This is a genomic window from Hyphobacterium marinum (assembly GCF_036330325.1).
Lineage (GTDB): Bacteria > Pseudomonadota > Alphaproteobacteria > Caulobacterales > Maricaulaceae > Hyphobacterium > Hyphobacterium marinum.
Genome location: NZ_JAZDRO010000001.1, coordinates 883,312 through 902,600, shown reverse-complemented (window position 1 = coordinate 902,600; position 19,289 = coordinate 883,312). Strand labels below are relative to the sequence as shown.

The 19,289-nt window shown below is 64.5% G+C and carries 18 protein-coding genes and 1 tRNA gene; 10 read left to right on the top strand and 9 right to left on the bottom strand.

Annotation, left to right across the window (positions count from 1 at the left end; all coding sequences use genetic code 11):
* Window positions 1-4 precede the first annotated feature (4 nt).
* From V0U35_RS04255 to V0U35_RS04240, 4 genes are read left to right on the top strand one after another with little or no spacing between them, the layout of a single operon-like run.
* Window positions 5-646 (top strand): TetR/AcrR family transcriptional regulator, encoded by a 642-nt coding sequence (locus V0U35_RS04255; RefSeq protein ID WP_330195413.1) that lies wholly within the window; start codon window positions 5-7, stop codon window positions 644-646.
* On the top strand, window positions 643-1,581 hold the full coding sequence (locus tag V0U35_RS04250) for an HlyD family secretion protein (RefSeq protein ID WP_330195412.1): 939 nt from the start codon (window positions 643-645) through the stop codon (window positions 1,579-1,581). Before V0U35_RS04255 ends, V0U35_RS04250 begins: the two co-directional genes overlap by 4 nt.
* Window positions 1,578-2,498, top strand: a complete 921-nt coding sequence (locus V0U35_RS04245) for an ABC transporter ATP-binding protein (protein ID WP_330195411.1) — start codon at window positions 1,578-1,580, stop codon at window positions 2,496-2,498. Before V0U35_RS04250 ends, V0U35_RS04245 begins: the two co-directional genes overlap by 4 nt.
* Window position 2,499: 1 nt before the next feature.
* Window positions 2,500-3,618: an ABC transporter permease gene (locus tag V0U35_RS04240; protein ID WP_330195410.1), complete on the top strand. Its 1,119-nt coding sequence runs from the start codon at window positions 2,500-2,502 to the stop codon at window positions 3,616-3,618.
* Between the two features lie 69 nt (window positions 3,619-3,687).
* Here V0U35_RS04240 and V0U35_RS04235 read toward each other — a convergent pair whose 3' ends face one another.
* Window positions 3,688-4,323, bottom strand: coding sequence for a peroxiredoxin (locus V0U35_RS04235; protein WP_330195409.1), 636 nt, complete (start codon window positions 4,321-4,323; stop codon window positions 3,688-3,690).
* A gap of 120 nt (window positions 4,324-4,443) precedes the next feature.
* Between V0U35_RS04235 and V0U35_RS04230 the strand changes: the two genes are divergently transcribed.
* Both V0U35_RS04230 and V0U35_RS04225 read left to right on the top strand, forming a co-directional pair.
* Window positions 4,444-4,929 (top strand): SixA phosphatase family protein, encoded by a 486-nt coding sequence (locus V0U35_RS04230; RefSeq protein ID WP_330195408.1) that lies wholly within the window; start codon window positions 4,444-4,446, stop codon window positions 4,927-4,929.
* Between the two features lie 89 nt (window positions 4,930-5,018).
* The gene (locus tag V0U35_RS04225; protein WP_330195407.1) at window positions 5,019-6,572 is read left to right on the top strand and encodes a glycosyltransferase family 2 protein; all 1,554 of its coding nucleotides are present in this window, start codon (window positions 5,019-5,021) and stop codon (window positions 6,570-6,572) included.
* Window positions 6,573-6,667: 95 nt separating this feature from the next.
* On the opposite strand, the gene V0U35_RS04220 is transcribed toward V0U35_RS04225, so the two are convergent.
* Window positions 6,668-7,303 (bottom strand): hypothetical protein, encoded by a 636-nt coding sequence (locus tag V0U35_RS04220; protein WP_330195406.1) that lies wholly within the window; start codon window positions 7,301-7,303, stop codon window positions 6,668-6,670.
* A 153-nt stretch (window positions 7,304-7,456) separates the two neighbouring features.
* On the opposite strand from V0U35_RS04220, the gene V0U35_RS04215 reads away from it, so the two are divergent.
* Window positions 7,457-8,167 carry a DUF4197 domain-containing protein gene (locus V0U35_RS04215; protein ID WP_330195405.1) on the top strand — a complete coding sequence of 237 codons (711 nt, stop codon included), beginning with the start codon at window positions 7,457-7,459 and terminating at the stop codon, window positions 8,165-8,167.
* Between the two features lie 11 nt (window positions 8,168-8,178).
* Here V0U35_RS04215 and V0U35_RS04210 read toward each other — a convergent pair.
* From V0U35_RS04210 to V0U35_RS04195, 4 genes are all read right to left on the bottom strand, one after another.
* Window positions 8,179-8,252, bottom strand: a tRNA-Gly gene (locus V0U35_RS04210).
* A gap of 79 nt (window positions 8,253-8,331) precedes the next feature.
* On the bottom strand, window positions 8,332-10,332 hold the full coding sequence (locus V0U35_RS04205) for an alpha/beta hydrolase family protein (RefSeq protein WP_330195404.1): 2,001 nt from the start codon (window positions 10,330-10,332) through the stop codon (window positions 8,332-8,334).
* A gap of 63 nt (window positions 10,333-10,395) precedes the next feature.
* Window positions 10,396-12,405: an alpha/beta hydrolase family protein gene (locus tag V0U35_RS04200; protein WP_330195403.1), complete on the bottom strand. Its 2,010-nt coding sequence runs from the start codon at window positions 12,403-12,405 to the stop codon at window positions 10,396-10,398.
* 92 nt (window positions 12,406-12,497) lie between these two features.
* The gene (locus tag V0U35_RS04195) at window positions 12,498-13,511 is read right to left on the bottom strand and encodes a 2'-deoxycytidine 5'-triphosphate deaminase (RefSeq protein WP_330195402.1); all 1,014 of its coding nucleotides are present in this window, start codon (window positions 13,509-13,511) and stop codon (window positions 12,498-12,500) included.
* Between the two features lie 166 nt (window positions 13,512-13,677).
* On the opposite strand from V0U35_RS04195, the gene apaG reads away from it, so the two are divergent.
* On the top strand, window positions 13,678-14,070 hold the full coding sequence (gene apaG / locus V0U35_RS04190) for a Co2+/Mg2+ efflux facilitator ApaG/CorD (protein WP_330195401.1): 393 nt from the start codon (window positions 13,678-13,680) through the stop codon (window positions 14,068-14,070).
* 21 nt (window positions 14,071-14,091) lie between these two features.
* Complete coding sequence (locus V0U35_RS04185) at window positions 14,092-15,546, top strand: TrkH family potassium uptake protein (RefSeq protein WP_330195400.1); 1,455 nt, start codon at window positions 14,092-14,094, stop codon at window positions 15,544-15,546.
* Here V0U35_RS04185 and V0U35_RS04180 read toward each other — a convergent pair.
* From V0U35_RS04180 to V0U35_RS04170, 3 genes are read right to left on the bottom strand one after another with little or no spacing between them, the layout of a single operon-like run.
* Window positions 15,502-16,443 (bottom strand): Hsp33 family molecular chaperone HslO, encoded by a 942-nt coding sequence (locus tag V0U35_RS04180; RefSeq protein WP_330195399.1) that lies wholly within the window; start codon window positions 16,441-16,443, stop codon window positions 15,502-15,504. The genes V0U35_RS04185 and V0U35_RS04180 overlap by 45 nt on opposite strands.
* Before the next feature lie 5 nt (window positions 16,444-16,448).
* Window positions 16,449-17,633, bottom strand: a complete 1,185-nt coding sequence (locus V0U35_RS04175) for an aspartate aminotransferase family protein (protein ID WP_330195398.1) — start codon at window positions 17,631-17,633, stop codon at window positions 16,449-16,451.
* Window positions 17,634-17,684: 51 nt separating this feature from the next.
* On the bottom strand, window positions 17,685-18,560 hold the full coding sequence (locus tag V0U35_RS04170) for an ABC transporter permease (protein WP_330195397.1): 876 nt from the start codon (window positions 18,558-18,560) through the stop codon (window positions 17,685-17,687).
* 159 nt (window positions 18,561-18,719) lie between these two features.
* On the opposite strand from V0U35_RS04170, the gene V0U35_RS04165 reads away from it, so the two are divergent.
* A complete protein-coding gene (locus V0U35_RS04165) occupies window positions 18,720-19,244 on the top strand; it encodes a GcrA family cell cycle regulator (RefSeq protein ID WP_330195396.1) in 525 nt (174 codons plus the stop codon).
* Window positions 19,245-19,289: the final 45 nt, after the last annotated feature.

Below are 19,289 nucleotides of genomic sequence, written 5' to 3'. Positions count from 1 at the left end.
AATCATGAGCCGCACCCCCGCCAAACGCCGCCGTCCCGAAGCCCGGCCCGAGGAAATCCTCGACGCTGCGCTCGCCGTCTTCACCGAGAACGGTTTTGCCGCCGCGCGGGTAGAGGACATCGCGGCACGCGCGGGCCTCTCCAAGGGGGCCATCTATCTCTATTTTTCATCCAAGGACGCGATGCTGAACGCGCTGGTCGAGCGCTCAGCCGGTGCGTTGGCGAGCGCCAGTGAACGCCTTGTCGCTTCCGGTGGCGCGGCTGACCCCGAAGCGGCGTACCGCGCCGTACTGACGATGATCCTCACCACCATGACGGACCAGAACGTGTCGGCGGCCCCGCGCCTCGTCCTGGCTGAAGCCCAGCGCTTCCCCGAGCTGGCCGCACACTACCGCGCCCATGTCATCGATACCGGGCGGCGCACCATGCGGGCCCTGCTCGAAGCCGGTGTGGCAAAAGGCGTATTCCGTCCTGTCGAGGCCGAGGCGGCGATGCGCGCCTTCGCCGGTCCGGTCATCGCCCACATGCTGCTGACCACGGTCTTTCAGGCCGAGGACGACCCGGACACCGATCCCGCCGACATGGCCGGAGCGATCGCCGACATTGTTTTAAACGGCCTCAAGCCCCGGGAGGGACAGGAAATATGAAACGGTTGCTGGTCTTTTTCGCCTGTCTCGCACTCGCCGCGTGCAGCGACGCCCCCGATGATACGCTCTATGGCTATGCCGAGGGCGACTACCGCCTGCTCGCGCCTGAAACGCCCGGAACGATCACCGAAGTGCTCGCCGGCGAAGGCCATACCGTCGCGGCCGGCACGCTGCTCTTCCGGGTCAATGATACAGCGGAAACACTTGCGGTCAGCGCCGCTGAGGCCCGCCTCGCTGCCGCTGAAGCGCAATTCGACGATGCCGCCGCCGGCGGGCGCGAACCGGAAATCGCCGCCGCACGCGACCAGCTCGCTCAAGCCCGCGCCACACAGACGCAGGCCGGTGAAGACCTCGCTCGCGCCCGTGAGCTCTTCGGACGCGGCATCATTCCGCGCGCCCGGCTCGACGATGCCGAGGCCGCCGCCGCCAGCGCCAATGCGCGCGTTGGCGAGCTGCGCGAACGTCTGACGCTGGCCCAGCTGCCCGCCCGCGAGAACCAGTTGCGCGCACTCGCCGCCAACATCGCCGCCGCCGAGGCCGAACTGGACCGCGCACGAGATCAGCTCGCCCGGCGTCAGGTTGCCGCTCCGTCGGACGGGCGCATCGAACGCCAGCTGCGCTATGAAGGCGAACTCGCCGGACCGTCCGCGCCGGTGCTGCGTTTCCTCGCCGAGGGCGCGGTCCACGGCCTCATCTTCCTGCCCGAGGAAGGCCTCGGGCAATTGCGGGTCGGATCGTCCCTGACCCTTTCCTGTGACGGCTGTCCGGAGTCGATGGACGGCGAGATCGTCTTCATCGCCGGTGAGCCGGAATTTACCGCGCCCATCCTCTATTCCGACAATGAGCGCCACCGACTGCTCTACCGCGCCGAAGTGCGTTTTGCCGGCGATCCGCCGCCGCCCGGAACGCCGCTGCGGGCTCGCGCCACGCCATGACAGACGCCGTTATCGATGTTCACGGCCTGACCAAGCGCTTCGGCGACAAGACCGTCGTCGACGGGTTTTCGATGCAGGTCCCGAAGGGCTCGATCTACGGCTTTCTGGGCCCGAACGGGTCAGGCAAGACCACGACGATCCGGATGATGTGCGGCCTGTTAAAAGCCGACGCGGGCGGCGGTACGGCGCTCGGATACGACATCATGCGCGAGGCTCGCGAGATCAAGGCGCGGGTCGGCTATATGACCCAGCGTTTCTCGCTCTATGAAGACCTGACCGTCCGGGAAAATCTCGACTTCATGGCCCGGCTTCACGCCCTCCCCAATCGCAAGGCCAAGGTCGATGCGGTGCTGGAGGAATACGATCTGGCCCCGCGCGCGAAACAGCTTGCTGGCCAGCTTTCCGGCGGCTGGAAACAGCGCCTCGCGCTCGCGGCGGCCTCGATCCATTCCCCGGGCCTGCTTCTGCTTGATGAACCGACCGCAGGCGTCGACCCCAAAGCCCGCCGCGATTTCTGGGACCGCATCCGCCGCCTTGCCCGCGAGGGCGTCACGGTGCTGGTCTCGACCCACTACATGGACGAGGCGGTGCAGTGCGACTTCATCGCTTTCATCGCCTATGGGCGGAAACTGATCGACGCGCCCGCCGCCGACATCCCCAAAGAGGTCGGTCTCACCACCTGGCGGATCGAGGGCAAGGGGCTGACCCCGGTCTATGACGCGCTTGCCGCTGCGCCCGGCGTCGACCAGATCGCCCGCTTCGGCTCGGCGCTCCATGTCAGTGGCCGCGACAGGCCAGCGCTGGAGCGCGCCATCGGGCCCTGGCGGGACGACCCCGATTTCGACGTCAGCGAAGCCAAGACGGGCCTGGAAGAAGCCTTCATCTGGCTGATGACCGGCGCGAAGGACAATTTCTGACATGGGCGTGTCGGCCACTTTCTCCCGCATTGGCGCGATCCTCTCGAAGGAATTCGTGCAGATGCGGCGCGACCGGCTGACCTTCGCGATGATGGTCGGCATCCCGCTCGTCCAGCTGTTGTTGTTCGGCTACGCGATCAACACCGATCCGCGTCATTTGCCGACGCTGATCGAGGCGGGCGACAGCGGGCCAGCGACCCGCGCCATCGTCCAGGCGATGGAGGCTTCGGACTATTTCGAAATTGTCGGCCAGGTCGACAGCCAGGCGGGAACCGACCGCGCGCTGACCAATAGCGAGGTGATCTTCACCGTCGTCATCCCGGCCAATTTCGAACGTGATCTGGCGCGCGGTGACCGGCCGCAGGTCCTCCTGGATGTGGATGCGTCCGACCCCGTCGCCGCCGGGGCCGGCACCGGGGCGTTCCCGCAAATCGTGCTCAGAGCGGTCGAAACCGTGACCGGCGAAGCCCGCGCGCCACCGGTCGAGACCGTCATCCACCGCCGCTACAACCCCGCAGGCCGCACGGCGATGAATATCGTTCCGGGCCTTCTGGGGGTGATCCTGACCATGACGATGGCGATGATGACCTCGATGGCCCTGACCAAGGAGGCCGAACGCGGAACGCTGGAAACCCTGCTCGCCACGCCGACCCGCCCGCTGGAGGTGATGGCCGGCAAGATCGCACCCTATGTGCTGGTCGGCTTCATCCAGGTCGTCTTGATGCTGGCCGCGGCGCGCTTCCTGTTCGGCGTGCCCTTTCTGGGCAACCCGCTCGCCTTTCTCCTGGCGGTCAGCCTCTTCATCCTCGTGAACCTGTCGCTCGGCTTCCTGTTTTCGACACTGGCGCGGACCCAGATGCAGGCGATGCAGATGACGTTTTTCGTCTTCCTGCCGTCCATCCTCCTGTCCGGTTTCATGTTCCCTTTCGACGGCATGCCGACCTGGGCCCGCACGATCGGCGAGGCGATCCCGACAACGCATTTCATCCGCGCGGTGCGTGAAATCATGCTGAAAGGCGCAGGGCTGTCCGATGTCTGGAATGATCTCTGGCCGCTGGCGGTGATCTTTGGCGTTATCGCCACGCTTGCGCTGACCCGCTATCGCCGCACGCTGGATTAAATATTCGCCCAAAGAAAAAGGGAGGCGGTTTCCCGCCTCCCTGTCTCGTTCCGCGAAGGTGCCCATTGCCTATTTGTTCGGCTGGGGCGTCGTGCGCAGATAGGGTTTGATCTTCTTGTAGCCCTTCGGGAAGAGCTTGTCGGCCTCTTCATCCGAAAGCGTCGGCACCACGATCACGTCATCGCCGTCTTCCCAGTTCACCGGGGTGGCGACCTTGTAGCCATCGGTCAGCTGCAGCGAATCGAGCAGGCGCAGGACTTCATTGAAGTTCCGGCCAGCGCTCGGCGGATAGACGATCATGGCGCGGATCTTCTTGTCCGGGTCGATCACGAAGACCGAGCGCACCGTGACCTTGGCGTTCGCATTGGGGTGGATCATCGAATAGAGGTCGGAGACCTTCTGGTCGACGTCGGCGATGATCGGGAAATTCATCGCGACGCCCTGCGTCTCCTCGATGTCCTTGATCCAGCCCTTGTGGTCCTCAACGCTGTCGACGGAGAGCGCGATGGCTTTCGCGCCCCGCTTGGCGAATTCGTCCTTCAGCTTGGCGGTGAAGCCCAGCTCGGTCGTGCACACCGGCGTGTAGTCGGCCGGGTGGGAGAAGAAGATCACCCAGTCCTTTCCAATCCAGTCGTGGAAGCTGATCGGACCTTCATTGGTCTCAGCCTGAAAGTCGGGGGCGGTATCGCCGAGAAGCAGACCCATCATTCTCTCCTTTGAAGCGGGGGGCATAAGATGCTAGCGCGGTAGACAGGTGGCGGTAAGAGGCACCGTGTTCAACCCTCCAGCGTTACGATTTTCCGCTTTTTAATCCGAGATCCGCCCATGGCCCACCTCATTCTCGTCCGCCACGCCAAGGCCATCGACCGGATGGACGCGGACGACGACTTCGAACGGGGCCTGACTCCGCGCGGGCTCGAGGATGCGCGCCAGGCTGGCGAAGCCGTTGCCACCAGCGGGATCGCCATTGGCCTGGCGCTGGTCTCTCCGTCAGCGCGGACGCTGCAAACCTTTCAGGCAATGAGCCCGCTGATCGGGGATCCGCCGCGTCACAGTCCAATGGCGCTATACCACGCCTCACCTGACTTCCTGCGCCGAGCCGCCGCCGAAGCCCTCGCTGAAACCGACTGCGTCCTGCTCGTGGGCCACAATCCGGGAATCGGCACGCTCGCCCTGGACCTGGCCTTCGATGCTGGTGCGGGCCATCGCATGCCCGATGGCTACCCCACGTCGGCCGTCACGGTATTTACCGTCGACGGTCCCGGACTGGGCCGGGCCGGCCTGGTCGCAATCCACAATCCCAAAGGCTGACCCTTCGCGCCACGGGTTCTGATTCGCTTTTTACAACCTCTGCCGGTATTGTCCCCGGCCACTGGTGAATGGGGAGGCGGCGTTCCGGCATGGACGACGGTGGACGGAGTTTTGCTGCCGGTTCGCAAGGCCTTGCGCTCCGCGCGCACTGGGCAGACGATGCGGCCAACGGACTGTTGCGGCGGCAGCCTGACGCGTCGGCAGCGACCGGCTTTCCCCTGAGGCAACGGATTGCGCTCGCGTCTCCATTGATCTGGTGTGGCCTTGTTGCGGCCGGGTCCCCGCTCGCCCTACAGGGGCTTGCCACGCTCGGCCTGGTCCTGCTGGCCTGCCTGGTCGCCCTGCGCGGAACCGCAGCAATTCTGCCACCCCAATGGGCCCCGCGCCGCGAGCTGGCCGACCGCGACTTGCCCGTCATCACGATACTCGCACCGGTCTATCGCGAGGCCCGGGTCCTGCCCCAGCTCCTGCGAAGCCTGTCACGGATCGATTACCCGGCCCTCAAGCTCGACATCAAGATCGTGGTCGAAGCCGATGACTCCGAAACGCTGGCCGCGGCGCGAAGCCTGCAGCTGCGTCACCGGTTCGAGACGGTTTGCGTGCCGCCGGGCCATCCGCGCACCAAGCCGCGCGCGCTCAACTATGCGCTGCGCTTTGCGCTCGGCCGTATCGTGACCGTCTATGATGCCGAGGACAGCCCTGCGCCCGGCCAGTTGCGCGCGGCCGCGGAAGCCTTTGCCGCCGCCGGCCCCCGTCTCGCCTGCCTGCAGGCTCCGCTGAACTGGTACAATGCGCCTCGCAACTGGCTGACCCGCCAGTTTGCCCTCGAATACGCCGCGCAATTTCACGCCATCCTGCCCTTGCTTGTGCGGCTCGGCCTGCCCTTGCCCCTGGGAGGGACCAGCAATCACTTCGACCGCGCGGCGCTGGAAACCGTCGGGGGCTGGGACCCGCACAATGTCACCGAGGACGCGGACCTGGGCTTCCGGCTCGCCGCGCACGGCTATCGCAGTGACGTCATCGCCCCGATGACGATGGAGGAGGCCCCCGAACGCCTCCGGCCCTGGCTGCAACAGCGTACGCGCTGGCTGAAAGGACACGCCCAGACCTGGGCCGTGCATATGCGCGACCCGCGCAGGCTGGCGTCTGCGGCGGGGCTGCGTGCGGTCGCGGGTCTGAACCTGACGTTGGGAGCCACCGTCCTGTCGGCCCTGCTGCACGGTCCGGCCGCCGTCTATTGCCTCGTGATGATTGCCTATGGGCTCGCCGCCGGCCACCTGCCCGTCACAGGCCTGGCCCTGCTGGCCACCGGGTATGGTGCCGCGATGGCGTGCGCCGCGAGTGGCGCGTTGCGCGCGGGCATACCGGTCCGGCTTGTCGACCTCGCGCGCATGCCGCTCTACTGGCCCCTGCAGACCATCGCCGCGTTTTGCGCCTTGCGGGAGTTACGGGTGAAGCCCTATTTCTGGGCCAAGACCGAACACGGATTTTCAGCGGCCCCGGACCTGCCATGTCCCTCGAACTCACGATTGCGCTCATGGCGGCGGGCACGTTGGTCTTCGCCTTCGCGGCCTGGCGTACGAAAGCCGCTCCCGATCCGGCAAAGGGTCCGCGCCTCATACCCTGGACGATCATCGCCCTGACCGCCGGTGTATTCGTGATTCTACTCGCGGCCCATGTCGTCAATCTCTTCGGGATCGAAACCGGGCGCGGCGTGGCGCGGTTCTAGCTGCCGGTGTCAGTGAAATTCCGGTTCGGGAGCCTGTCGCCGGGCTCCCGCCTTGAGAAAAGCGTTGATTGCAGGAAAATTGTTTTCCCCGAAGGCCTCGACGAGATGCCGGACAGGGCGGGCACTGTCGGACTCCGACCGCAGGAAAGAAAACTCGTGCTCGAGCAGGGCTTCATTGGCCGTTCCTTGCCACCAGTAAACCAGTACGGTCTCCAGTGTGTTGAGATAATCAATCATCAGCCAACGCAGCTGAATGATGTGCTTAGGATTGAGGCCGGTGATCAAGCCGTCATTTTCACCCAATCCGCCAACGGCATCGCGATCATAGAATTCGACGCAGCCGCGCACATCGTCGAGCAAGGCCACGGGTAGCTGTGGCACATGGAATTTCTCGATGTCCTGAATGATACGGCTGTTGATGTGGCAGGCATTGTTCACGAATTGCAGCATCAGATCGGTCTCTGGCCGCTTGTTGTCGATGTAGATTTTCGCGGCATCGATCGCGGCCTGCTTTTTCAGCCGCTTGTTTTCAGTGACCCAGTTTTCCCGGCTGATGCGAAGCTGAATTGCAGCAATCACGACCGACAGAGCCATGACAACGCTGGCAACCGCCGTCACGATCTCACTGAAATTCCCGATATTCATGCAGTCCCCCCAGGTCCACCATACTCACCTTAACGCGATGACCGGGAAAGCCTAATGCTTTTCGGTTCTTGCCGGCCCGGGGACGACCGGTCGCCTGTTTGACAACAATCGGTTAGGCTATCTCCCATCGCCAGAAAACAACGGACTTTCACCATGCCCACACGCCGCCACGTCCTTGCAACACTGGCAGCCCTCGGCGTTGCACCCTCTGCCTTTGCCCAGCTCGATAGCGCCTCGGGTATCCGCCAGATGCTGACTGCCGCAACACGGGCGGCGACTGACCGGCTCGGGCGGCACAACGGTTTTTTCGCAGACTCGATTGTCCGGATACCGCTGCCCGGCATCCTGGGGACGACCCAGCGCCGCCTTCAGCCGCTCGGTCTCGCCGGACCGCTTGACGACCTCGAATTGCGCATGAACCGGGCGGCGGAAAGCGTCATGCCGGCGGCTCGCGATCTGGTGACCGGCGCTATCGGCAATCTCAGCCTCTCGGACGGGATCGGCATTTTGCGCGGCGGCGATACGGCGGCAACCGATTATCTCGAGCGGGAAACGGCCGCCCCGCTGGGACGCCTGTTGCGTCCGCCCATGGAAACCACGCTGGCGCAGTCTGGGGCCTATGCGGCGCTCGACAGCGCGGCTTCGCTGGTCTCGGATAACCGGTCAGGTATTGGCCGCCTGTTCGGGCGCTCGCGCGGAAATTCGCTCGCCACCGGCCTGCGGGGCGAGGTGACCGACTTCGCCGTGACACGGGCACTCGACGGCGTCTTTCACTATGTCGGCGAAGAGGAACGCGGCTTCCGGCGCAATCCGCTCGGCCGGTCCGAAGACATCCTGCGCGGCCTGTTCGGACGGCGTCCCTGAGCACGGCGGATTGGAGCGGGTGAAGGGAATCGAACCCTCGTCTTAAGCTTGGGAAGCTCCTGCTCTACCATTGAGCTACACCCGCCTGCGCAGGCGCAGATCATACGCGAACCGCAGGCCGCGCCAAGCGCGAACGGCGGCTATTTTTACCATCCTGCCCGCTCTCAGTCCGCCGGGTTATAGGTTTCCAGCCAGCGCAGCAGGTTGGAATACATCAGCCGCTTCTGCTCGGTTGTCATCCGGTAGGAATGGTGCACCCCGCCCTCGATCGTGATCAACTCGTGGGGGATGCCGCCGGCTTCCAGCGCGGCGGCCATGGTCTCGGCCTGGGCATAATTGACGATCAGCTCGTCATTGCCGTGGATGATAAGCGTCGGGACGGTGCGTTCATCGACGTGACGGGCCGGCGAAATGGCGTAAAGCCCCTCGCGATTGGTTCGGTAGTCCGCACCCAGCACCATCGTCCAGTACGGCAGGGACGAGCCGCGGAACTGTTCTTCCTCCTCCTGCATCATCTGGTAGAGATCGCCGATCCCCGCCCCCGCGATGGCGCAACGATAGACGTCCGGCGTGAACACGGCACCGGCCAGCGTCGCATACCCGCCATAGCTCCAGCCGAAAATGCAGACCCGGTCGTCATCGACGACCCCGGTGTTCGCCAGGTGCCGGACCGCGTCGGTCAGGTCATCCTGCATCGCCCGGCCCCATTGCCCGTGCCCGGCGACAATGAAGTTGTAGCCGAACCCTTCCGAGCCGCGGAATTGCGGCTGTACGACCGCATACCCTTCTCCGGCCAGCATCTGTGCCCAGTCGTCAAACCCGTAATAGTCCCGGGCTTCCGGTCCGCCATGGGGCAGTACGACCAGCGGTAGATTCCGGTGCGGCCGGTCATGCGGCAGGGTGAGATAGGCCATGATGTCCAGGCCGTCGCGAGACCGGTAGGTGATCACCTCGACCGGATTGACCTCGGAATCGGGCAACAGCGGCCGGGTTCGGGAAATCAGGCGCAAGGTTCCCGCACCACGGTCGAGCAGATAATAGGCCCCGGACGATCCCCCCGCCTCGCGGTGAATGACGATGCGGTTGAAAGCACCGTCATAATTGACGATGTCGATCTCGCTGTCGGGGAAGGCAGACTGGACCTGATTGTAGACCTGCCCGAATTCGGGATCGATCCACTCATAGACCTCGCGGCCCTCATTCCAGGCAATGCCGACGATGGCATTCGTGCGGCGGTCCCGGACCGACGAACGGACGTCGGCGATGGGTGAGGCATAGACCGGGCCGACGACTTCGCGCGTCTCCATGTCAAAGCGCGACACTTCCCGGCGGCCGCTGGCGCCACGGTAGTGAAAATAGAGGTAGCGGCCGGTCGGATCGATCCCCATCGGCGAGGGCATCGTCCCGAGATATTCCCAGCTGTCGCGCCCCCGGAAAACCCGTTCCAGCCGCTCCTGATAGACGAAGCGCCACTGCGTCTGCCCGGTCGGGCGGTGACGGATCCGGATTTGCTGGTCTTCGCGGTCGAACCGGACCTGCACCGTCGCGCGGCTGTCCGGGCCGAGGAAATAGTCACTGACATCGGGCGTCCCGCGCTGAACGAGGTGCGTGTTTCCGGTCGCGATATCGAGCTGGAAAATGCCCATCGCTCCGCCGACCGCATTACGCCGGTTTGCGAATCCGATACCGCTCTCCACACTGTCCGAGACGTGCCAGCCGAGCATGTAAACATGCTCCGGGTCGTCGAACGCCTGGGATTCAATACCGAACATGTACTGGCTCAACTCGTATCGGTGGGCCCCGTCAAACCGCACACCCAGGAGCCGGCCGACATCAGCCCGGTCCCCGCCGGAATTCACGTGGCGGCGTTGCGCGAAGATAATCAGGAAGTAGTCGTCATTGAGCCAGTCGATCGAATAGAAGGGCTCGCCATTCAGACTGATGGCATTGGACTGGCTGCCGTCGAGCGTCGTGACGATAACAACGCCATCCTCAACACCGCCTGTGACCATCAGCAGCCGCGTACCGCTGGGAGAAATGCGGACATTGCTGACGCCGGGCGGCGTGGCGTAGGCTTCGACGACCTCCAGGTTTTGCGCCGCCGCGGATGGCAATGCCAGACCTGTCAGGACCAGTGCAGCCAGAAGTGTTGCCAGCGTTTTCATCGTCACCTCCCCAGGTCTGATGAAAAACGCCCGCCGGTCGATCCGGCGGGCGCTTCCGTTTACTCAATCGGCCGGGTTATGCCGGTCCAGGAAATCGAGGAGCCGTGTATAGAACGCCTGTTTTTGTTCCGGCGTCATCAGGACCGACACGTGGGGTCCATCCTCCACCGGCAGGTATTCATAGGTCTTGCCGGCCCGCTCAAGCGCTTCGGCCATCAGCTCGGCCTGCTCGATCGGGACAATCGTGTCCTCGGTCCCATGAACCAGGAAGATCGGAGCCCGGACATTTTCGACCTGATCGGTCGGCGAAATGGCGATCATCCGTTCGCGCTCACGCCGCCAGTCGCCAACATATTCGGTCCAGTAATCAACCGTCCCGCTGCCATTGGTGTCTTCCGCCCACTCCATCATCGCGGTCACGTCGGCCACCGGGGCCCCCGCGACCACACAGCGGTAGAGTTCCGGGGTCAGGGTTGCGCCGGCCAGGGCCGCGTAACCGCCATAACTCCAACCGAAGATACAGACACGGTCCGGATCGACGATGCCCTGCCCCGCCAGATAGCCGATGGCATCAGACAGGTCGTTCTGCATCGCCCGGCCCCATTCGCCGTGGCCGCGGAAAATGAAGTCACGGCCAAAGCCTTCCGACCCGCGGAATTGCGGCTGGATCACCACATAGCCGCGCGAAGCCAGCAGCTGCGCCCACTCGTCGAAATCGTAGTAGTCCCGCGACTGCGGCCCGCCATGCGGCATGACAACAAGCGGCAGATCCGCCAGGTCGCGGTTCGGCGGCAGGGTCACATAGGCCGGAATCGTCAGGCCGTCGCGGGCCTGATACTCGACCGGAATGACATCGCCGACCCAGTTGTCGGGAATACCCGGACGCATACGCCCGATCAGGCTGACGCTTCCGGCAGACCGATTGAACAGGTAATAGGCCCCCGACGATCCGCCCAGGCGGCGCGAGACGATGATGTTGTTTCCGGACTGGTCCCAGCTGACCATGGCCACGCGGCTGCCCGGGAAAGCCCCTTCCAGCTGTGCCTGCAGGCTGGCCCAGGGTTCGTCGAAATAATGATAGGTGCGCACGTCGGCGTCCCAGACCGCGCCAATCACCCGGCCATTGCGCCAGTCGGTCAGATAGCCGCCGAAATCGGCGCCGCCGGTATCAATCCCCAGCGGTGTCCGTTCACCGGTGACCGGATTGAATTGATAGCCAACCGTCATGTTGCGGTCCGCATCATAACCGGACGTGTAGTAGGCCGGACCCTCGCCTACGAGACCAGACGGCGTCCCGGCCGGCGTAAATATCCGGCGGTTGCGGCCGCCGCGGCCGTAGCGTTCTTCTTCATAGTCTTCGCGGTACACCGATTGCCAGCCGCCATCCTGGATGAAAATCTCGATACGGCGGGCACGGGTGTCGAGGTCATACCTGATGACCGGATCATAGTCGTCATCGACCAGGATCGATGCCGTGGTGGATTCACCAACGGCCAGCCGGTTTCGGCTGTTGCGGGCCAGGTTATGCCGGAACAGGCCCAGCGCCAGCGAGACACCATCGGCCGCACCGCGGCGGGCCATGATGGAATCACGGTCATCGCGGACCACCGGCAGCAGCATCAGCACATGCTCGGGGTCTTCGGGCATGTACCGTACCACCTGCGACGACGCCGGAATTTCATAGCTGTTTCCGCCATCCGCACGCATGATGTAGCGGCGCGGGATATTCCGGATCGGGCCACCGCCCGGGGGACGGCGGCGCTGCGCGAAATCGACTATCAGATAGTCGTCGCTCAACCAGTTCAGGCCGGTCGGCGCGATCCCGACTTCATCGGATAGCGAGAGGACCGTCGCACCCGAGCCATCGAGTCCGGTCACGATCGCACGCCGCTCGCCGCCCTCGACCGAAGCCAGCATCGCCAGGCGCTGGCCGTTCGGTGAAATGTCTACCGACGAGATGGCGGTGTTGGCCGCATAGGCGTCCACCGGCGGCGGCGATTGGGATAGCGCGGGACTGGCAAAAAGCAGGCAGGCGGCGGCTATGGCCGACAGGAAAGTCGCGATACGCATCATTGGCCCCTCATGAATAAAGCGTTACCGGCATCTTGCCGGTAGCTATCCGCCTTTATCAAGAAGGGTTCGCAGAAATATGCTCTATTTCCGCGTTAGCGGAAATGTTTTGCAAGCTTGAGCTTCTGCGCCTGATAGTGGGATCCGGCCGCTCCGTAGGGCCGTGACGGCTGGTCCGTCATGGGTTCGAAGACCAGCCGGGCGACAGGCTGGCCATGCTCGATCAGGAAGGGCACATCCCGGCCACGCACCTCGAGGACCGCTCGCCCGCCTGTCCCCCCGGCTTCCGCCAGTCCGAAACCGGGGTCGAAAAAACCGGCATAATGGGCACGGAACTCGCCAATCTCGGGGGCGATCGGCGCCATTTCCGCCGCCTCGGTCATCGGGATTTCCACCGCCTCGCGGGAGGCGAGTATGTAGAATTCGCCCGGATCCAGCACCAGCCGTCCACCCGGCGCATGGATCGGCTCCCAGTAATTGGCCGGGTCATGCGCGCCGACACCGGCAAGGTCCACGACGCCGGAAAAACGGCGCGCACGGTAGCCGACCGGGCCATCGGCCGTTTGCAGGTCGACACTGACGGTCAAGTCCCGCGTCGGAGCGCGTTCGCCAGACCGGAAACGGACCTGGACAAGGCGGTCACCGGGACGCACGAGAATAGAGAACGTCCGCGGACAGATCTCGACATACAGCGGCCCCTCATAGCCCGCCGGAGCCTGGTCGAAAGCCGCCGACCGGTCGCAGATCACACGCGTGAACACGTCGAGCCGGCCGGTTGAACTTTTCGGGTTCATCGCCGCGCTGATGTCACCGGGCAGCGCGAGCGCCTCCTGCAGGGGGACGAGATAGACGCAGCCCGTTTCCAGTACCGCACCTTCGCTGAGGTCGAGCGTGTGCATGACCAGATCGCTGCCCTCGAGACAATCCGCCACCGTCCTCTCCGGTCCCGGCAGGAAGCTCGCCCGCAAACGGTAGGCGCGAAGACCCAGCCGCAAGTCCGCACTGGCGGGCTGGATCTGGTCCCGGACCGGCACGATGGCGGCGGAGATCGCGCCCTCGTCCCACAGGGTCTGGATCTGGTGATCGGGGAGAATTCCCGTCTGGGGCATGCAGGCTCCGGGGTGAATCGGCTCGACTCGAATGGCCACCAAACTCGCCTGTTGCCACGCTCCCTGTCCAGCCATGGCCTGTTGCCCAGCCGCAAAAAGGCTTGAGCCAAAGCGCCGGGTGCCGGATGATTGCGCCAACACCCCGCGTACGGGCAGGAGCGGTGCGATGTATGAGTGCGAAACCAATGGCGTTCTGATCCGCGTCGAGCCGGACTATCTCGAAGACGAGTCCGATCCGGAAACCTCACGCTTTGTCTGGGCTTACACCGTCGAGATCGAGAATCGCGGCGAGGATACGCTGCAGCTGATTTCCCGCAGCTGGTCGATCATGGATTCCTCGGGAAAGACCGAAGTCGTGCGCGGACCCGGCGTGGTCGGCGAACAACCGATTCTCCGTCCCGGTGAGCGTTTCCGCTATACCTCGGGTGCTCCGCTCGCCACCCCGTCCGGATTCATGTCCGGCGTTTACGAGATGCGGCGCGATGGCGGAGGCTGTTTCGACGCGGCCATTCCCGCCTTCTCGCTCGACAGCCCCTATGATCGCGGATCGATCCATTAAACACGCACGCGCACGCGCCTCATGATCCGGTCGGCCCGCCCGGTTTTTCTCGTGCTCGGCATCATGATCGCGGCCCTGTCGGTCGCGATGCTCGTCCCGTTCTGGCTGGACGCGGCTGATGGCAATGTCGACAGCGCGCGCGCCTTCCTGATCTGTGCCCTGACCGGGACGGCCCTCGGTGGAGCCCTGTCGCTGGCGACGCGCGGCGAAGCCACGAACCTCTCCGCGCGGGCTGGGTTTGTCCTCACCGGCGGGTCCTGGGCCGTTCTGGCCGTGGTCGCCGCCATCCCGCTGCGCTTTGCCGGTCTCGAGCTGGACTGGACCAACGCCTTTTTCGAAGCCATGTCCGGCCTGACCACGACCGGTGCGACCGTGCTGACCGGGCTCGACGACATGCCGCGCGGCGTCCTGATGTGGCGCGCCATCCTGCAATGGATTGGGGGGATTGGCATCATCGTGACCGCGATGGCGGTCTGGCCGCTGCTCGGTGTCGGCGGGATGCAGCTTTTCCGCCTCGAATCCTCGGACAATTCGGAAAAAATCCTGCCACGGGCCGCCGAGATCGCCGCAGCCCTGTCTGTCATCTATCTCGTTCTGACGCTCGCCTGCGCCATCTGCTACGGCATTGTCGGGCTGAACACGTTTGACGCCATCGCCCACGCCATGACGACGGTTGCCACGGGCGGGTATTCGACCCGCGACGCCTCGCTCGGAGCCTTCCTGAACGAAGGGGCAGATCTGGTGGCGCTGGTCTTCATGCTGCTCTCCGCCCTGCCCTTCGTACTTTACCTGCTGGCAGCACGCGGCAAGCCGGGGCCGCTCTTTGCCGACCCGCAAGTACGCGGTTTCTTTGCCCTGGTGATCGCCGCCGTCGCGATCCTGACAATTGTCCTCATGGTCACCGGCGTGCACGGCCCGGAGGCGGCCTGGCGGTTCGCCGCATTCAACGCCGTGTCGATCATCACCGGCACGGGCTACGCCTCGACCGATTTCGCCGTCTGGGGGCCGGCGACACAGGCCGCCTTCTTCGTGCTGATGTTCGCAGGCGGCTGTGCCGGCTCGACAACCTGTTCGATCAAGATTTTCCGCTACCAGATCGCCCTGCTCGCCATACGGCGCTACATCCTGACGCTGGTTCACCCCCACGCCATCGCGCCCATGAACTATGGCGGCAAGGCCGTCCCCGATGCGACCGTCTATTCGGTGCTGGGCTTCCTGTTTGCGTTTATCGCCGTCTTTATCATCAGCGCCGCCATCCTGGGCGCGATGGGTCTCGACACCGTCACGGCGCTGTCCGGTGCGGCAGCAACGCTGGGCAATGTCGGCCCGGGTCTCGGGCACATCATCGGTCCGGCAGGCACGTTCGCGCCCCTGCCGGATGCCGCCAAATGGGTGATGACCGCCAACATGCTGATCGGGCGGCTGGAAGTGCTAACCGTCCTGGTCTTCCTCACGCCCCGCTTCTGGCGCAGCTGACCGGACCGCGTCGATGTCCGCTTTGGAAAATTCGAATGGCCGGTTGCAATATTCGCAGGTGATGACGGCCATGTCGGCGTCGTCCGGACCATCATCTTCGAAGCTGGCGAGCACGCCGAGCAATCGCTGACGCGTACACGGACACCGCCGCTCCACACCTGTCGCAGGGTGCAGCCGCACCCCTTCCTCGTGGAACAGGCGATAGAGTAGATCGGCACTGGAGATGTCGGGGTCAGCCAGTTCGATATCGGTCAGCGTGTCGAAGAGGGCACGGGCATGATCCCAGTCATCTTCGGCGGATCCGCGCGCCTCGTCGCCCGCGATCTGCTGGATCAGCGCCCCGCCGCCGCGCCAGTGATGGGGCGCGCCGGGCGTCACGATCTCGCCAACCGCAATCCGCAAGCGGGTCGGTGTCTGTTCGGACTGGGCGAAATAGCCTTCGGCACATTCGGCCAGAGTGCGGCCTTCCAGCGCGACCACGCCCTGATAGCGGTCCATGTCGCCGCCAGGATCAATGGTCATCGCAAACGCGCCCTGCCCCAGCATCGCGGCGACATCCGCATCGTCGGCGATTACGGCGTCAGGATCGAGCTGTGCAAACCCGCGTACGCCCTCGCCGGCCACCCATTCGGCGACCACAAAGCGCACCGGGCCGTCGCCATTGGCCTGAATGATCAGGCGACCGTCGAACTTCAGCGAATCCCCGACCAGTACCGCGATCATCACCGCCTCACCCAGAAGGCGGGCCACGGGTAGCGGATAGTCATGCGCGGAAAGGATCAGGTCGAGCGTGTGGCCCAGACGCGTGACCCGGCCGCGCACGGCGCGGTTTTCAAGCTGGAAGGCCGCGACGGCGTTGTCCGCACCGTCCGGCCCGCCTGTCGGCAGATCCGTCATCGGCGTCAGCCCTTGGCGGCTTCCGTCAGCGCGTCGTCCAGCTTCTCGATCGCTTCATGGGCATGTTCGCGCGTGATGATGAGCGGCGGAGCCATGCGCGCGACATTGTCGCCCGCCGCGCCGATCAGGAGGCCCCGGTCGCGGGCCAGCCCGGCGACCTGCTTGTTGACGACGCTGTCATTCAGCTTCAGCCCGAGAAGGAGGCCGCGGCCGCGGACTTCCTCGACGATGCCGGAATGCCGGTCGGCGAGGCCTTGCAACTGCTGGCCAAGATAATTCCCGGTCTCGACGACCTGGTCCATGAAGCCCGGCGCGGACAGCTCGTCAAAGACGACATTACCGACGGCCATGGCGAGCGGATTGCCGCCAAAAGTCGATCCGTGCGTACCAACGACCATGTGATTGCCAGCCTCTTCGGTCGCCAGGCACGCGCCCATGGGGAAGCCGCCGCCAATACCCTTGGCCACGGCCATGATGTCGGGCTGGGCGCTGCCAGCCCATTCGTGGGCAAAAAGCTTGCCTGTACGGCCGGCCCCGCACTGCACCTCGTCATAGATCAGCAGAAGACCGTGTTCGTCACACAGCGACCGCAGCTGGCGCAAGTCGGCGTCCGCCACGGCGCGCACGCCGCCCTCGCCCTGAACCGGTTCGATCAGGATGGCCGCGGTTTCTTCGGTGATCGCGGCCTTGACCGCGTCCATGTCCCCGAACGGCACCTGGTCGAAACCTTCCATCGCCGGGCCGAAACCTTCGAGATATTTCGGATTGCCGCCGGCATTGATCGCGCCATAAGTGCGGCCGTGGAAGGCCCCGGCAAAGGTGATAATCCGGTAGCGGTGCGGCTCGCCCTTGTTGAAGAAATAGTGGCGCGCCGTTTTCAGCGCGCATTCCACCGCCTCGGCACCGGAATTGGTGAAGAAGACCCGGTCAGCGAAAGTCGCGCCGGTCAGCTTGTCGGCCAGCACTTTCTGTCCCGGCACCTGGAACATGTTCGACAGGTGCCAGATCTTGTCCGCCTGCGCTTTCAGCGCAGCGACCGCCTTGGGATGCGCATGACCCAGCGCGTTGACCGCGATACCCGAGATGAAGTCGAGATAACGGTCGCCCGCGGCGGTGTAGAGATAGACGCCCTCCCCCTTTTCAAAAACGAGATCAGGCGGGGAATAAGTGTCCATCAGCGGGGCGGGCATGGGTCTCTCCAGTCGGGTGTGGCGGGTTGGGGCCGGTCTAGGCGCACGGGCCTAGCTCTTCAAGCGCCAACCCGATTTCAGGATCAGATAGCAGATCGTCATCAGCACGGCATTGATCGCGAGCGTCGAAACAACCCCGATCATCACATTGCCGTCGGCCTCGCCGGTGAAGCCGTAGCGGAAGCCGTCAATCATGTAGAAGAAGGGATTGAAGTGGCTCAGCGTCTCGAAAGGCTCGGGCAGAACGCTGACCGAATAGAAGGTTCCTGACAGGAAGGTCAGCGGCGTGATGAAAAAGGTCACGACCGCGATATGGTCAAACTTCTCCGCCCAGATGCCTCCAATCACGCCCAGCATTCCGAGCATCAGCGAGGCGCTGACCCCGAAATAGATGATGGCCCACAAATGGGCCGGCATCAGATCGATGAACCAGACCAGCACGGCCGCCGTCGCGATGCCGACTCCAAATCCGCGCGTTGCCGCGCCGAGGATGAAGCCGGCGGCCAGTTCGGCCGCCGACAGCGGCGGCATCAGGAAATCAACGGCATTGCCCTGCACCTTCGACACCAGGATCGATGACGAGGAATTGGCGAAGGCGTTGTTCAGAACGCCCATCAGGATCAGGCCGGGTGCCAGGAATTCAATATAGGGCACGCCCTGCACATCGCCGCGGCGCGATGCGAACACGACCGCGAACAACAGCATGTAGAGCAGCGACATCGACACCGGGACGGCGACGGTCTGGAACGTTACCTTCAGGAAGCGCCGGACTTCCTTCTTGTAAAGTGTCCAGAAGCCCAGCCAGTTGACGGAGCCGATCTGGCGCGGGGCGGGCGGTTCAGCGGAGGTCTGGAACGTCGTCATGAGCGCCGGGCTAGCACGAACCGGCACGCCGCGCGAGACCCTGTCGCGCAGTCCCTGCTGCAATCCGAATCAGCTTTCCACAGGCGAATCAGTGCGCGCATCTTGTGGTCCGGCGCTCGCTGAGTACTGTATCTAGCAACAGACACCATATATAGCGGTTGGGCCATACAGGCACACCAAGGCTGGTATGGATCAGGGGCAAACCCGGTAGGGAGAGACGACATGGCCTGGACTGACGAACGCGTCGAGGAATTGAAGAAACTCTGGGCAGAGGGCCAGTCGGCCAGCCAGATCGCCAAGCAGCTCGGCGGTGTCACCCGCAATGCGGTGATCGGCAAGGTCCACCGCCTCGGCCTCTCGGGGCGCGCCGCGCCCTCGCGCCCGGCACGCCGCCCTGCCGCGACCCCGGCCCGGACCCGTGCCCCGTCACAGCCGGCCAAGCCGCGCGTGACCGCCCGGACCGAGCCCGCACCGGCCCCGAAAACAAAGTCGCTCGAGCCGGCCCCGCTGCCCAATGGCGAATTCGCGACGGTCCTGACCCTGAAGGACTCGATGTGCAAATGGCCGATCGGTGATCCGGCAACCGGCGATTTCCGCTTCTGCGGCCGCCGCTCCGATCCCGGAGCCGCCTATTGCGAGGCCCACGCCCAGCTGGCCTATCAGCCGCAACAGAAGCGCCGCCGCCGCACCTCGGACGCCAATGCCGCGCTCGATGCCATCGCCGCGACGCGCCGGGTGAATTTCTAGGCTTTACAAGACTTTACGAGCTTGACACCTGAACGGGCGGTTCCT